The 14,606-nt window shown below is 59.3% G+C and carries 13 protein-coding genes; 9 read left to right on the forward strand and 4 right to left on the reverse strand.

Annotated features, from left to right (window positions below):
* The first annotated feature begins 15 nt into the window (after window positions 1-15).
* From GOW04_RS18415 to radC, 5 genes are read left to right on the forward strand one after another with little or no spacing between them, the layout of a single operon-like run.
* Window positions 16-951: an ABC transporter substrate-binding protein gene (locus tag GOW04_RS18415; RefSeq protein ID WP_171116773.1), complete on the forward strand. Its 936-nt coding sequence runs from the start codon at window positions 16-18 to the stop codon at window positions 949-951.
* Window positions 948-1,622, forward strand: coding sequence for a thiaminase II (gene tenA, locus GOW04_RS18420; RefSeq protein WP_171233559.1), 675 nt, complete (start codon window positions 948-950; stop codon window positions 1,620-1,622). The genes GOW04_RS18415 and tenA overlap by 4 nt, the downstream gene beginning before the upstream one ends.
* Complete coding sequence (locus GOW04_RS18425) at window positions 1,619-2,347, forward strand: ABC transporter ATP-binding protein (protein WP_171233560.1); 729 nt, start codon at window positions 1,619-1,621, stop codon at window positions 2,345-2,347. Before tenA ends, GOW04_RS18425 begins: the two co-directional genes overlap by 4 nt.
* Window positions 2,344-3,078 carry an ABC transporter permease gene (locus GOW04_RS18430; RefSeq protein ID WP_152459564.1) on the forward strand — a complete coding sequence of 245 codons (735 nt, stop codon included), beginning with the start codon at window positions 2,344-2,346 and terminating at the stop codon, window positions 3,076-3,078. Before GOW04_RS18425 ends, GOW04_RS18430 begins: the two co-directional genes overlap by 4 nt.
* A 35-nt stretch (window positions 3,079-3,113) precedes the next feature.
* Window positions 3,114-3,869, forward strand: coding sequence for a DNA repair protein RadC (gene radC, locus GOW04_RS18435; protein ID WP_152459563.1), 756 nt, complete (start codon window positions 3,114-3,116; stop codon window positions 3,867-3,869).
* A gap of 3 nt (window positions 3,870-3,872) precedes the next feature.
* On the opposite strand, the gene GOW04_RS18440 is transcribed toward radC, so the two are convergent.
* The 3 genes from GOW04_RS18440 to secA form a co-directional block, all read right to left on the reverse strand.
* Window positions 3,873-5,429 carry a phosphate ABC transporter substrate-binding/OmpA family protein gene (locus GOW04_RS18440; RefSeq protein WP_171233561.1) on the reverse strand — a complete coding sequence of 519 codons (1,557 nt, stop codon included), beginning with the start codon at window positions 5,427-5,429 and terminating at the stop codon, window positions 3,873-3,875.
* Window positions 5,430-5,453: 24 nt separating this feature from the next.
* Window positions 5,454-6,371, reverse strand: coding sequence for a hypothetical protein (locus GOW04_RS18445; RefSeq protein WP_171233562.1), 918 nt, complete (start codon window positions 6,369-6,371; stop codon window positions 5,454-5,456).
* Window positions 6,372-6,470: 99 nt separating this feature from the next.
* Complete coding sequence (gene secA, locus GOW04_RS18450) at window positions 6,471-9,188, reverse strand: preprotein translocase subunit SecA (RefSeq protein ID WP_171233563.1); 2,718 nt, start codon at window positions 9,186-9,188, stop codon at window positions 6,471-6,473.
* Window positions 9,189-9,364: 176 nt separating this feature from the next.
* Here secA and GOW04_RS18455 point away from each other — a divergent pair, with 176 nt between their 5' ends.
* The 3 genes from GOW04_RS18455 to mutT are packed head-to-tail and all read left to right on the forward strand — an operon-like array spanning window position 9,365 to window position 11,841.
* Window positions 9,365-10,213 carry a peptidylprolyl isomerase gene (locus GOW04_RS18455; RefSeq protein WP_171233564.1) on the forward strand — a complete coding sequence of 283 codons (849 nt, stop codon included), beginning with the start codon at window positions 9,365-9,367 and terminating at the stop codon, window positions 10,211-10,213.
* Window positions 10,214-10,219: 6 nt separating this feature from the next.
* On the forward strand, window positions 10,220-11,446 hold the full coding sequence (gene argJ / locus GOW04_RS18460) for a bifunctional glutamate N-acetyltransferase/amino-acid acetyltransferase ArgJ (RefSeq protein WP_171233565.1): 1,227 nt from the start codon (window positions 10,220-10,222) through the stop codon (window positions 11,444-11,446).
* Entirely contained in the window at window positions 11,443-11,841 is a 399-nt protein-coding gene (gene mutT, locus GOW04_RS18465) for an 8-oxo-dGTP diphosphatase MutT (protein WP_171171438.1), read from the forward strand. The genes argJ and mutT overlap by 4 nt, the downstream gene beginning before the upstream one ends.
* Before the next feature lie 24 nt (window positions 11,842-11,865).
* On the opposite strand, the gene GOW04_RS18470 is transcribed toward mutT, so the two are convergent.
* Window positions 11,866-12,294: a GFA family protein gene (locus GOW04_RS18470; RefSeq protein ID WP_254430204.1), complete on the reverse strand. Its 429-nt coding sequence runs from the start codon at window positions 12,292-12,294 to the stop codon at window positions 11,866-11,868.
* Between the two features lie 313 nt (window positions 12,295-12,607).
* On the opposite strand from GOW04_RS18470, the gene GOW04_RS18475 reads away from it, so the two are divergent.
* Entirely contained in the window at window positions 12,608-14,551 is a 1,944-nt protein-coding gene (locus GOW04_RS18475; RefSeq protein WP_171233589.1) for an AMP-binding protein, read from the forward strand.
* Window positions 14,552-14,606 lie beyond the last annotated feature (55 nt).

Here is a 14,606-nt window from a genome sequence, read left to right on the forward strand (position 1 = left end):
AGGGAAACGCGAGACATGAAAAAGCTGATGACAGCCATCGCCCTTCTGGCCGCCGGGCCGGCATGGGCCGAAGACAAAATGACCGTCCTGCTGGACTGGTTTATCAACCCTGACCACGGTCCCATCATCGTGGCGCAGGAAAACGGCTACTTTGCCGAACAAGGGCTTGAGGTCGAGATCGTTCCACCCGCCGACCCGTCCGCCCCGCCCCGTTTGGTGGCTGCCGGCCAAGCCGACCTGGCGGTGTCTTACCAGCCGCAATTGCACTTGCAGATTCACGAGGGCCTGCCGCTGAAGCGCGTCGGCACATTGGTTGCGACGCCGCTGAACTGCCTTCTGGTGCTGGAAGACGGGCCGATCAAGTCGCCTGCTGACCTCAAGGGTAAAAAAATCGGCTTCTCGGTCGCGGGGGTCGAAGAAGCCATCCTTGGCACCGTTCTGGGCAAATATGATGTTGCGCTGGGCGATGTCGAGCTGATCAACGTCAACTTTTCCCTCTCGCCGTCGCTGATGACCGGTCAGGTGGACGCGGTGATTGGCGCTTATCGCAACTTCGAACTGAACCAGATGGATATCGAAGGTCGTCCCGGCACTTGCTTCTATATCGAGGAAGAGGGCGTTCCGTCCTACGATGAACTGATCTATGTCGCCAATCCTGAAACGATGGACAAGGACAAGATCGCCCGGTTCCTCGCCGCGACTGAAAAAGCGACCCAATATATCGTCAACAACCCGGAAAAAAGCTGGGAAATCTTCGCGGCGACCTCGCCGGAACTTCAGGACGAGCTGAATGCCCGCGCCTGGGTCGATACACTGCCGCGCTTTGCGCTGCGCCCGGCAGGTTTTGATGCCGGTCGTTATGCCCGGTTCGAAACCTTCCTGAACGAAAGCGGGATGATCGACAGCGTCCTTCCGGTCAGTGACATCACCATCGACGTGACCGCGCAATGAGCAATTATGGCAAAGCCTTTGCGCTGATGCGCGATGCTGCGGCGGAGCCGTGGCGGGATTATACCCGCCACGCCTTCGTAGAGGGCATGAAAGACGGAACGCTGCCACGCGAGGCGTTTCTGCATTATCTGCGGCAGGATTATGTGTTCCTTATCCACTTCAGCCGCGCGTGGGCCCTGGCGGTGGTGAAATCGGAAACGCATGAAGAAATGCTTGCCGCATCGCGAACCGTGAACGGTTTGATCAGCGAAGAGATGAAACTGCATATCGGTATCTGCGCGGCAGAAGGCATCTCGCAGGCAGAGCTGTTTGACACGCCAGAGCGTCACGAGAATCTGGCCTATACCCGGTTTGTCCTGGAAGCAGGCTACAGCGGAGACCTTCTGGATCTGCTGGCGGCGCTTGTTCCTTGCGTCATGGGATATGGCGAGATTGGTACGCGGCTGTCCGCCGAGGCAACGTCCGGGACATATCGCGGCTGGATCGACACATATGCCGGTGAAGATTACCAAGGCGCATGTGTGGCGGTCGGCGAGTTGCTGGATCAGGCTCTAACAAGACGTATTGGGGCAGATTATCAGGGTTCGCCACGCTGGGATCGACTGTGCCAGACCTTCCGCAAGGCGACAGAGCTTGAGATTGACTTCTGGCAGATGGGTTTGACGCCATGACCCCTGCGCCCGAACTGACCATCAACGGCACTGCCACAATCGACGGCGCGACCCTGTTTGCGCCGCTGACCCTGACCCTTGGGGCCGGGGCGTGGACATGCCTGCTGGGCGGTTCGGGCGTGGGAAAAACCACGGTTCTGAGGTTGATTGCGGGGCTCGAGACCGGGGCCGCCTTCGCTGGCCATATCACGGCCAGTGATGGCTTGCCGGTATCCGAGCGTGTCTCATACATGGCGCAGGATGATCTTCTGTTGCCTTGGGCGACCGTCGCGCAGAATGTCTCGCTGGGCGCGCGTTTGCGTGGTGAAACCGTTGATCTTGATCGACGCGACCGCCTTATAAAACGTATGCGGTTGCAGGATCACATGAACAAGAAGCCCAACGCGTTGTCCGGTGGGCAACGCCAGCGTGTCGCTTTGGCCCGGACCTTGATGGAAGATCGTCCCGTTGTTTTGCTGGACGAACCCTTTTCGGCGCTTGATGCCCGCACCCGAGCTGACATGCAGGATCTTGCCGCCGAAGCTTTGAACGGGCGCACCGTCCTTCTTGTGACCCATGATCCGGCCGAAGCTGCGCGTTTGGGGCAATCCATCGTAGTGATGACGCAGCACGGATTGACGCCCTGCGATCCGCCCCGGGCCCCGGCCCCGCGGCGCGTGGATGATCTGGAGACACTGGAAACCCAGGGTGCCTTGCTGCGTCTTCTCCGCGAGGGCGCGGCATGAAGTATTTTTCTGCATTGGCCGCAACTTTGTTTGCCTTGCTGATCTGGCAGGGCATCGTGACCCTGACCGGGCTGCCGAAGTTCATCTTGCCTGGGCCCGCCGTCGTGGCCGAGACCTGGTGGCAGAACCGCTGGGTGATCGCCGAGCATACCTGGATCACCGCGATCGAAGTGGTGATCGGTCTGGCATGCGGAACACTGCTGGGTGTCGTTACTGCGCTGCAACTGGCGAATTCGCGGGCGGCGCGAGTGCTGGTGCAGCCGATGCTCGTGTTCACGCAGGCTCTGCCGGTATTCGCATTGGCGCCGTTGCTGACGCTGTGGCTGGGTTATGGGCTGTGGTCCAAGGTCGCCATGGCGGTGTTGATCATCTATTTCCCGATCACCTCATCCTTTTTTGACGGGCTTATGCGCACCCCGTCGGGGTATCTGGATCTGGCCCGAACGATGCAGGCCAGCAAGCGCGCCGTGCTGTGGCATATCCGTATTCCGGCCGCTCTGCCGTCGCTGGCGTCGGGGATGCGGCTGGCGGCGGTCTATGCCCCGATCGGAGCGGTGATCGGCGAATGGGTCGGCTCGTCGCAGGGGTTGGGATACCTGATGCTGCTGGCCAATGGACGTGCCAAGACCGATCTCATGTTTGCCGCGATGCTGACCCTGGGCGTATTCTCGATTCTTCTGCACATGATTGTCCGCCGGGCCACGGCACGCATGGCGGGTGAGGTGCGTTAACCAATCAGAAACCGATTCTGGGTCAGGGTGCGCTCATGACACAGGACGCCTTTGCCGAAGCCCCGATGCTGTTTGATACGGACGAAGCCCCGGCGCAGCCGCTGCCCTCTGGTCGGCTACCCTCCTATATAAAAGACCACCGCAAGCGGCTGCGCGAACGGTTCATGACCGGCGGATCGGCGGCGATGCCGGATTATGAACTGCTTGAACTGGTCCTGTTTCGGTCCATTCCCCGGCAGGATGTGAAGCCACTGGCGCGGGCGTTGATGGACACTTTTGGTGATTTCAATCGTGTCCTGACCGCGCCCGAGGAACGGCTGCGCCAGATCAAGGGCGTTGGCGATACCGTGGTTACCGACCTGAAAATTCTTGAGGCCTGCGCCCACAGGATGGCCCGCGCCCGGGTGATGCAGCGGCATGTGATCTCGGGCTGGGATGCGCTGCTGGATTATTGCCACACCACCATGGCGCATCGTGAAATCGAACAGTTTCGCGTGTTCTATCTGGATCGCAAGAACGTAATGATCGCGGATGAGGAACAGGCCAAAGGCACCGTGGATCACGTGCCGGTTTACCCGCGCGAGGTTGCCAAACGAGCGCTGGAACTGAATGCCTCGGCCCTGATTCTGGTGCACAACCACCCGTCGGGTGATCCGACGCCCTCGCAGTCGGATATCGACATGACCAACCGTATTCAGGATGCCTGTTCGGCCCTGGGCCTGACCCTGCACGACCACCTGATCATTGGAAAATCGACCGAGTTGAGCTTTCGGTCCGAAGGGTATCTGTGAGCTTCACTGCACCCAAATTTCAACCCGGCGGTTGACCTTGCGGCCCCACTCGGTGTCGTCACAGGCCATCGGCATTGCTTCGCCAAACCCTTCCGCGACCACCTCGATACTGTCTGATATCGATGTCTCGGCCGCGGCCAGAACCGCGTTTCGTACCGTCTGTGCACGTCGCAGGGCAATGCGGGCGTTGGCGGCGGCCCCACCATCCCCGTCGCTGAATCCGGCGAACACCAGCTTGCGCGCCTTCAATGTGCCGGCGTCAAGCATATGTGCCAGTTGCTGAATATTGGAACGTGACTGCGCATCCGGACGGGATGATCCGGGCTCGAACCGAACCGACAGGGACAGGCGCGACAGCGGGCGCAGGGTTTCCATCATGCGCTGAAGCTCGCCCAGCCCAACCTCGGGCCCTCCGGTGGCGATGGCGTTGGCAAGCCGGTCGCCCTGTATGCCAACCGGCAAGGTTTCGGGCGATTGATCCACGTAACCTGCGTCACGAATGGCCATCTGGGCCCCGGGGCTTAGGCTAAAGGCCAGAAACTGCCGTGCGATCCGTGGCAGGCGGCGTTCGGGCAGATACAGGAACATCGGCAGATTCAGCGGATAGTCTTCGGTCTTAATCGATTGACGAGTGGCGGCCAGCGGATGCCCACAGCCTCCGGTCAACGGCAGGGCTCGGGTATCGCCGGCTGTCGCCTTGCTGGCGATTCCGATGGAAAACGGGTCCCTGGCCACGGCCTTGGTCAGATCGCTCGTTCGAATGTGACGGATTGCGGTATCGGTCAGTTCCACACCAGCGGTCTTCAATACCTGATCCTCGACAGCCTGCGCCAGCCCCGATCCCGGATCCGGCACATGCAATGCGATCGGAGCATCCGGCCCGCCCAGGTCCACCCAGTTCTTTACTTCACCTGACAGAATGCGCGCCAAATCGGCCAGCGAAATCTGACGCATCACACTATCGGGTGCCACCACCGGAACCATGGCGTCCAATGCAACAACCCTGGATCGCCGGGCCCGTTTCAGATCACCCAGCCCCGCGGCTTCGGCTGCATCCCGCTCTGCCTCGCGTAGTTCGCGCAGGGCCATCACGATATCTGTCTGATCCCCGATCAGCTTGGCGAAGCCGCGATCCGTGGTCCCAACGTCAAAGTAGAACCGCGCCAACGGGGCGTCACGGCCTGACTGAAAAAGCTCATAGACGAAGGTGTCCGCATCCACGCGAGCAGGCGTTGCGGTCAGGCCTTCCTGCCGCGCAAACCCTATGATCAGGGCGGGCAAGACCGTTTCGGCCATGACAGACGATCCGGAAAACCGCAACTCGGCTACGAAATCCGTCAGGCTGGGGCATGCAGGTCCGTCGCAGGTGACGCCCGAGCCATCAACGGTCAACTCACCGAACTGCGTATCGACGCGGTAGAATTCGCCGTCAAAGCCCAGCAGGTTGCCTGTTACTTCGACCTTGCCGTCATGAGACGTCAGCGTGATGTCCTGCGCCATTGCACAGGTCGCACCTGCAACGGTAAACAGCGCGGTCACAGCCGCACGAAAGAAAGTCATAAGAGCGTCGAGCCTGCCTGCGGATTACTTTGCCGCAATTGTCAGGTCTGAGAGCAGATTATTCAACACCAGAAACTCACCGGCCTGTGAACAATCCGGCAGGGTCAGGGACATGTCGCGCGACCGCAGGCGGCTATCTGACAGAAGTTCCAGCGCCTGCACATTCAGCGTTTGCCCACAGTTGGATTCGGTCACTTCGGCTTCGACCGTCAGGTCGATGCTGCCGGACCGATCCGACGCGCCCGTCGGAAAGGAATATACTTCGATATTCTTGGCACGACCCAGACCCGTCTGGCCCAGGCGCAGAACCTCTCCTGCGCCATTTGCCGAGGAATCATCCCACACGTGGCCGCTGCTGCCATAGCTTGCCCCGAATTCCAGCGCGTGAATCTGCAACTCGGTTTCACCCTGCCATTGCAGGACGACGCGGTCATATTCGGCAATGTCGGTCACGTGAGTGGTGGCGACCGTACCCGTTTCATCTTCGAACGAAATCAGGAAAATCGCGTATTCCGACAGTGCCGGGATGGTCATTTCCAAGGCGCCGGAATCGTCGGTGTTCTGGCTGACCGTCAGGCCGCTGTGATGAATTTCAACGCGTTCGTTTCGGTGGCAGGGTGCCCGCAGCGACAGCTGTGCCATGGCGCCGGGGACGGCGACGGCGCGCGCGCTGATGTTGCAATCCGTCGTTTTCGGGGCTGACGGAACTGCGCGAGGTTCGGGCGCTGCCGCCCCGGAATCTGCGTCAGACGCCGGAGCCGAAGTCAGTACGATAGCATCCAACCCCGACAAAACCGAAGATTGCTGAGATGCCGAGGCAACATCAACACTATCCCCCGCGTTCGCCGGCTGCGCGGTTGGTCCGTTCTGCATCAGGTAGCCTATGCCCAAAGCACAAGCGACCGTGCCGCACATGGTCACGTAGTTTCGAACTACAAACAAGACACCCTCCCCAGTTGAAGGAGCAAATCGCACATTCGCCACGAATCGCGGCCAATTTGTGGCCGCGAGACGAACACATTGTGGATTCGGCGGGTGACGTTAGGTCAGTCGGCCATGGCAGTGTTTGAACTTCTTGCCCGAGCCACACGGGCACGGATCATTTCGCGACGGGTTGCCCCAGGTCGACGGGTCGCTTTCGTCGAACCCCGGAAGCGCATCACCCGAAGCCGCAGCCTCGGCCTTGGCTTCGGCCTGCTTCGCGGCCTTGTCCACGGCCTCCTGCGCCTGAGCCTGCTGCCCTGCCATCTGCGCCAGCATTTCTTTCTGTTCTTCTTCCGTCAGCGGACGTACGCGTGACAATTGCTGTGTCACGGTTTCGCGCAGGGAATCCAGCATGCTTTCGAACAGCTGGAAGCTTTCGTTCTTGTATTCGTTCAGAGGATCGCGCTGGGCATAACCGCGGAAACCCACGACCGAGCGCAGATGTTCCAGGGTCAGCAGATGCTCGCGCCATTTGCTGTCGATGGTCTGAAGCAGAACCTGTTTTTCGATGTTGCGCATGTTTTCAGGGCCAAAGGCGACGGCCTTCTGGGCCATCATCTCATCCGCGGCCTTGATCAGACGTTCGCGCACCTGCTCGTCATCCACGCCTTCTTCGGCGGCCCAGTCCTGAACCGGGACGTCCAAATTCAGCTTGTCCTTTATCGCCTCGTGCAGACCCTCAGTATCCCACTGATCAGCATAGGATTTCGGCGGCATGTATTCGTCAATCAGGTCGTCAATCACCTGTTCGCGCATATCCGAGACGATCTCGGACAGGTCGTTCGCAGACATGATTTCGCGGCGCTGGCTAAAGATCACCTTCCGCTGGTCGTTCATCACGTCGTCGAACTTCAGAACGTTCTTACGCATGTCAAAGTTGCGGCCTTCGACCTTGGACTGCGCGCGTTCCAGCGACTTGTTCACCCAGGGGTGAATGATCGCCTCGCCTTCTTTCATGCCCAGCGTGGTCAATACCTTGTCCAGCCGTTCCGAGCCGAAGATGCGCATCAGGTCATCCTCGAGGCTCAGATAAAATACCGTTCGGCCCGGGTCGCCCTGACGGCCGGAACGACCGCGCAGCTGGTTGTCGATGCGGCGGCTTTCGTGGCGTTCCGACGCCATGACGTAAAGGCCGCCAGCAGCCAGAACCTTTTCTTTTTCTTCGGCGTGGCGTGCTTCTTCGGCGGCCCGCAGCTCGGACGGATCTGCGTCTGGATTATCGGCAATCGCTTTCAGCACCTTCATCTCGACATTGCCGCCAAGCTGAATGTCGGTGCCACGACCGGCCATGTTGGTGGCGATGGTTACCGCACCCAGACGACCGGCATCGGCAACGATCTGTGCCTCTTGTTCGTGCTGGCGGGCGTTCAGAACGTTGTGCTTGATACCTTCCTTGGTCAGCATCTGGCTCAGCAGTTCGGATTTCTCGATCGACGTGGTCCCCAGCAGAACCGGCTGGCCCTTTTCCTGCGCCTTTTTCGTCTCGGCGATCATCGCATTGTATTTTTCGGCGGCCGTACGATAAACCTGATCATCTTCGTCGATACGGGCAATCGGCAGGTTGGTCGGAACTTCGACCACGCCCAGACCGTAGATCTCGGCAAATTCTTCAGCCTCGGTCAAAGCAGTGCCGGTCATGCCGCTCAGTTTGTCGTACAGGCGGAAATAGTTCTGGAATGTCACGCTGGCCAATGTGACGTTTTCCGGCTGGATCTGAACCTTTTCCTTGGCTTCGATCGCCTGATGCAGACCTTCGGACAGGCGACGCCCCGGCATCATGCGGCCGGTGAATTCATCGATCAGAACGACGTTGCCGTCGCGCACGATGTAATCCTTGTCGCGCTGGAACAGCTTGTGTGCACGCAGCGCCTGGTTGACGTGATGCACGACGGTGGTGCTTTCCGGATCATACAGGGAATGGCCTTCGGGAATCAGGCCGGCCTGAAGCAACTGCGCCTCAAGAAATTCGTTGCCTTCATCGGTAAAGGTCACATTGCGCGATTTTTCGTCCAGGGTGTAATGATCATCGCTCAGCGTCGGGATAAGGGCATCAATGGCGGTGTACAAATCCGACCGGTCCTGCGCAGGACCCGAGATGATCAGCGGCGTCCGCGCTTCATCGATCAGGATCGAGTCGACCTCGTCCACAATCGCAAAGTTGTGATGTTTCTGGTAAACCTGCTCCAGATCCGCCTTCATATTGTCGCGCAGATAGTCGAAGCCCAGCTCATTGTTGGTGGCATACGTGATGTCACAGGAATACGCGGCCAGTTTTTCCGCGTCGGGCTGGCCGGACCAGATCACATCAGTTGTCATGCCTACGGCCGCAAACACCTTGCCCATCCATTCCGCGTCACGTTTGGCCAGATATTCGTTCACCGTGACGACATGCACGCCCTTGCCGGTCAGCGCGTTCAAATAGGCCGGGAAGGTGGCGACCAGAGTCTTGCCTTCGCCCGTCTTCATTTCCGAGATGTTGCCCTGATGCAGGAAAATGCCGCCCATCAGCTGCACGTCAAAGGCCCGCAGGCCAAGTGCGCGCTTGGCGCCCTCGCGTACGTTGGCAAAGGCCTCGGGCAGCAGGTCGTCCAGGCTTTCGCCATCCAGTGCGCGCTTGCGCAGGTCTTCGGTCTTGTCGATCAGATCTTGATCTGAAAGCTTTTCAAACTCTGGTTCCAGCGCATTGATCTTTTCGACCAGAGGGCGGGTCGCCTTGATCTTGCGGTCGTTCGGTGTTCCGAACACCTTTTTGGCGAGCGTTCCGAGTCCCAGCATGTTCACTCCAGAGGATCTGTTCTTTTCGTGGTTGCGACAGGCTTGCCCACCTTGCGCGCAACCCATAGATACGGGGGGTGAAAGGCGGCCCTGTCCAAGGCTTCAAAGCGATGTAAGCGGCAGGTTCCAGAGTGTCAACGCCGCGCCCTGTCGCGGCAAGAAAATAGGATGATTCAATGCCCAAAGGTCTCACTTTTCTGCCATCGCTGGCCCTCGCCGCCGTGATGGCCCTGCCGCTGGCCGCCGAAACCCAGCCGGATGCGTCGACCGTTGTCGCTCGGGTAAACGGGGATGAGATCACATTGGGTCACGTGATCGCCACCGTCGCTTCTCTGCCACCGCAATATCAGCAGGCGGAAGACGACGTGCTGTTCGATTTCGTTCTGGAACAGCTGATCCAGCAGCAATTGCTGGGACAGCAACAGGATGGCCTGAACAAGCAAAACGCGCTGACACTCGACAATGAAAAGCGGTCGCTTCAGGCGGTTCAGACGGTCGCGGCTCTGACCAACGATCTCGTCACAGAGGAAGCCATTCAGGCCGCTTACGATGCGCGTTTCAATGATTTTGCGGGTGAAGACGAATTCGACGCCAGCCATATTCTGGTGGAATCGGAAGAAGAAGCCAAAGCGCTCAAGGCACAGCTTGATGATGGCGCCGACTTTGCGGAACTTGCCCGCGAGAACTCGACCGGTCCGTCCGGCCCGAATGGTGGCGCGCTGGGATGGTTCGGAAAAGGCCAGATGGTACCTGAATTCGAGGCAGCAGTGATCGCGCTTGAAAAAGGGCAGGTGTCGGCTCCGGTGCAAACACAATTTGGCTGGCATCTGGTCAAGCTGAACGACAAGCGCAAAACCGAAGCCCCCGAACTGGACGCGGTGCGCGATGAGCTGGCCCAAACGATCCAGCAAGATGCCATTCAGGCGCGGATCGACGAGTTGACGCAGCAGGCACAGATCGAACGCCCCGCGCTGGAAGGCGCAGGCCCCGAGATCATGCGCCAGCTGGACCTGATTCAGGAGTAAAGACCAGTGGCCACGATCACGAAGGTTTCGCCGCTGGCGCCGGCGTCTTTCCCTGAACTGCCTGCGATTGACGGTGTGCGTTTTGCCACCGTCGAAGCGGGTGTGCGCTATCAGGGTCGCACGGATGTCATGCTGGCTGTTCTTGATCCGGGCACGTCGGTGGCGGGTGTCTTCACCCGCTCGGCCACCCGCGCGGCACCGGTTCTGGATTGTCAGGAGAAAATCGGCGGCCCCAGCGATGGACCTGCGGCGATCCTTGTGAACTCGGGCAACGCCAACGCCTTTACCGGGCATTATGGCCAGACATCGGTTGCCGAGGTGACGCAGGCCGTTTCCAAATCGACCGGTGTCCCGGTCGAACGGGTCTTTACCTCGTCCACCGGTGTCATCGGTGAACCGCTGCCGCATGATCGCATCATCTCGCAGCTTGAGGCGTTGAAATCCGGCCTCAGCCGCCACGCAATCGAAGACGCCGCGCGGGCGATCATGACGACGGACACGTTCCCGAAAGGGGCGAGCGCACAGGTCGAAATCGGTGGCAAAACAGTCTCTATTGCAGGGATTGCTAAGGGTTCTGGAATGATCGCGCCAGACATGGCGACGATGCTGGTCTATATCTTCACCGACGCACGGGTTGAGCAATCGGCGTTGCAGGAAATGCTGAGTGCCCAGACAGATCGCACCTTCAACTGCATCACTGTGGACAGCGACACCTCGACATCGGACAGTCTGCTTCTGTGTGCGACCGGATCTTCGGGCGTTGATGCCACCGGCGATGCCGCTTTTGCAAGGGCTTTGGAAACGGTGATGCTGGACCTTGCGCAACAAGTGGTGCGTGACGGGGAAGGCGCCACGAAATTCGTGGAAATCCGCGTGACCGGAGCCGCCTCGGACGCTGATGCCAAGACCCACGGTCTGGCCATCGCCAACTCCCCTCTGATGAAAACCGCCATCGCCGGTGAGGACCCGAACTGGGGCCGCATCGTCATGGCCATCGGCAAGTCGGGCGCGGCGGCCGATCGCGACAAGCTCAGCATTTCCTTCGGTGATATTCTTGTGGCCGAGAACGGCTGGGTCAGTCCCAACTACCGCGAAGAGGACGCCGCCGCCTATATGAAAGGGCAGGACCTCGTGATTGCGGTCGATCTGGGGCTGGGCGAGGGGAAATCCACCGTCTGGACCTGTGATCTGACCCACGGCTATATCGAGATCAACGCGGATTATCGCTCGTGAAAACCGTGTTAGTCTCTGCTGTTGCCCTGATCGACATCGAGGGCCGCGTGCTGCTGGCCCAACGTCCCGAAGGCAAATCCATGGCCGGACTGTGGGAATTCCCCGGCGGCAAGATCGAGCCGGGCGAAACCCCCGAAGCCGCCCTGATCCGCGAGTTGCACGAGGAACTGGGCATCGACACCTGGGCCTCGTGTCTTGCACCGCTGACCTTTGCCAGCCACAGCTATGATGATTTCCACCTGCTGATGCCCCTGTTTGCCTGCCGCAAATGGGACGGCATCCCGCAGTCGAAAGAGGGTCAGGCGCTGAAATGGGTGCGCGCGAATGACTTGCGGAACTATCCGATGCCGGCTGCCGATGTGCCGCTGATTCCGATTTTACGGGATTGGCTTTAGGCGCTACTTAGACCCTGAAGCGGCCTAATCGTCATAAGCACTCAAATCCTCTGGGGCGTGAAGGAGTGTGCCCTCGTACTTCTTCAGACCGTCTTCGATACGCAGCCATGGAAGTTTGCTTTGGTAGTTGACGTGGAAGGTCGGAACAAAGTCCTCTGGGTGTTCCATTGAAGCGGCATATAAATGCATCCCACCAGGGTAGTGGTCTGCTTCAAAACCAACTGGAGAACCACAATCGCGGCAGAAATGCCGAAATACACCTTTTGAGCTTTCCAGTGTTTTGGGTGCTTGGGCAGTCCATTTGAAGTTCCGAAGCGGAACACCCAACCATGCAACTATGGGTGCGGCACAGTTTCGACGGCAATCATCGCAATGGCAGTAGCACGCCCATGTCACATCCCCGATAAACTCCCATTTCGTGTTTTTGCACAGGCAATTGCCTCGCGTTGTCATGTCAAGCTCCTTGTTCATTTGCCAATTTGTATTGGCACGCCCATTGGCCCAAGACTGTTTGAAAGCGGACAGTTAAAGTACAAAACACGACTAGAATATGCGGTTTGAAACAGGATCAGACGATCACCCCTCCATTGTTACAATTCGTAAGAATTGAGAAAACATCACGAAAAAGTTGACGCTGATCGTCCTCCTTGTCCTTAATCGGGGCAGCAGCGTTCCGGTCTGACCCGGCGACGCCGTTCCGGCCCGACCCGGCGCCGGATGGGGAGGAGAGATAGAATTGGCTCAGACGCAGTCGGGCGCCGAAGGGATGCACTCCCTTCCGGCGCTGCTACATCGCAATGCGACGCAGTTCGGGGATGCCCCGGCTTACCGCGAAAAGGAATTCGGGATCTGGCAATGCTGGACCTGGGCGGAAACGGCCGCCGAGATCCGCGCGCTGGCGCTTGGATTTCTTGAACTTGGCGTTGAAAAGGGTGACCACATCGCCGTAATCGGGCGCAACCGTCCGGCACATTACTGGTCAATGGTTGCGGCGCAGATGGTCGGTGCCATTCCGGTTCCTCTCTATCAAGACGCGGTTGCCGAAGAGATGGCCTATGTGCTGGAGCATTGCGGGGCGAAATATGTCGTCTGCGGCGATCAGGAACAGGTCGACAAGGTCATCGAGATTCAGGAAAACCTGCATCAGGTCAAACACATCCTCTATACCGACAAGCGCGGTATGCGGAAATACGACCACAGCCAGATGAATGCCCTTGACGACATCAAGGCCGAGGGCAGCGCCGGTCATGCGCGTTTCGACGCCGAACTGGACAGGCGCATCGGCGAGATCACCTATGACGACACCTGCGTGATGCTTTATACCTCGGGTACCACGGGCAAGCCCAAGGGCGTGGTGCTGTCAAACCGCAACGTGATCGAAAGTGCCAAGAACTCAGCCGAATTCGACCACCTGACCCGCAACGAGGACATCCTGTCCTATCTGCCGATGGCCTGGGTCGGGGATTTCATCTTTTCCATCGGTCAGGCTTATTGGTGCGGGTTCTGCGTGAACTGCCCCGAAAGCGCCGACACGATGATGACCGACCTGCGCGAGATCGGGCCGACCTATTTCTTCGCGCCGCCGCGGGTCTTCGAGACCCAGCTGACCAATGTGATGATCCGAATGGAGGATGCCAGCAAGCTCAAGCAGCGCATGTTCCACTACTTCATGGCGCATGCCAAGAAGGTCGGCGGCCGGTTGCTGGATGGCAAGCCGGTGAGCTTGGGCGACAAGGTGAAATATGCGCTGGGCAATCTGTTGGTTTACGGGCCGCTCAAAGACACGCTGGGATATGGGCGCTTTCGGGTGGGCTATACGGCGGGTGAGGCGATCGGGCCGGAGATCTTTGATTTCTATCGCTCTTTAGGCATCAACCTGAAACAGTTGTACGGCCAAACCGAGGCGACCGTGTTCATCACCGTCCAGCCCGACGGCGAGGTGCGCGCCGACACCGTTGGCGTCCCGGCCCCCGATGTCGAGATCAGGATCGACGACAAGGGCGAGATACATTACCGCTCGCCCGGTGTGTTCGTCGAATATTTCAAGAACCCGGACTCGACCGCATCGACCAAGGACCCTGAAGGCTGGGTGGCCACGGGCGACGCGGGGTTCATCGAGGAAAGCTCGGGTCATCTGCGGATCATCGACCGCGCCAAGGACGTGGGCAAGATGGCAGACGGGTCGATGTTCGCTCCGAAATATGTCGAGAACAAGCTGAAGTTCTATCCGGATATTCTGGAGGCGGTGCTGTTCGGCAATGGCAAGGATCGTTGCGTGGCCTTCATCAATATCGATCTGACCGCGGTCGGCAACTGGGCCGAACGCAACAACGTGGCCTATGCCTCGTATCAGGAACTGGCGGGACATCCGCGCGTGTTAGAGACGATCAAGGCCCATGTGGAAGAGGTGAACAAGTCGGTCGCCGCTGACGAGATGCTATCGGGTTGTCAGGTGCACCGCTTTGTGGTGCTGCACAAGGAACTGGATGCCGATGATGGCGAGATGACCCGGACCCGCAAGGTGCGGCGCGGGTTTGTCGAGGACAAGTTCAGCGACATCATTGCCGCGCTTTATGACGGGTCCAAGGCGGTTTCGACCACGACCGAGGTGACCTATGAGGATGGTCGCAAGGGATCGATCTCGGCGACGCTGGAGATCGTTGACGCGCCGGTTGTTCCCGTCGCCCAACACAAGGTTGCCGCAGAATGAGGGCCGTACGAGCGCCGCTCGACCTGCGGTCATCGCCCCGCCCGCCGTCCCGTTT

It is taken from the genome of Ruegeria sp. HKCCA4812 (assembly GCF_013034245.1).
Lineage (GTDB): Bacteria > Pseudomonadota > Alphaproteobacteria > Rhodobacterales > Rhodobacteraceae > Ruegeria.

Coding starts and splice junctions, on each gene's coding strand:
- GOW04_RS18415 (WP_171116773.1), top strand. CDS start 16: ATGAAAAAGCTGATGACAGCCATCGCCCTTCTGGCCGCCGGGCCGGCA.
- tenA (WP_171233559.1), top strand. CDS start 948: ATGAGCAATTATGGCAAAGCCTTTGCGCTGATGCGCGATGCTGCGGCG.
- GOW04_RS18425 (WP_171233560.1), top strand. CDS start 1,619: ATGACCCCTGCGCCCGAACTGACCATCAACGGCACTGCCACAATCGAC.
- GOW04_RS18430 (WP_152459564.1), top strand. CDS start 2,344: ATGAAGTATTTTTCTGCATTGGCCGCAACTTTGTTTGCCTTGCTGATC.
- radC (WP_152459563.1), top strand. CDS start 3,114: ATGACACAGGACGCCTTTGCCGAAGCCCCGATGCTGTTTGATACGGAC.
- GOW04_RS18440 (WP_171233561.1), bottom strand. CDS start 5,429: ATGACTTTCTTTCGTGCGGCTGTGACCGCGCTGTTTACCGTTGCAGGT.
- secA (WP_171233563.1), bottom strand. CDS start 9,188: ATGCTGGGACTCGGAACGCTCGCCAAAAAGGTGTTCGGAACACCGAAC.
- GOW04_RS18455 (WP_171233564.1), top strand. CDS start 9,365: ATGCCCAAAGGTCTCACTTTTCTGCCATCGCTGGCCCTCGCCGCCGTG.
- GOW04_RS18470 (WP_254430204.1), bottom strand. CDS start 12,294: ATGACAACGCGAGGCAATTGCCTGTGCAAAAACACGAAATGGGAGTTT.
- GOW04_RS18475 (WP_171233589.1), top strand. CDS start 12,608: ATGCACTCCCTTCCGGCGCTGCTACATCGCAATGCGACGCAGTTCGGG.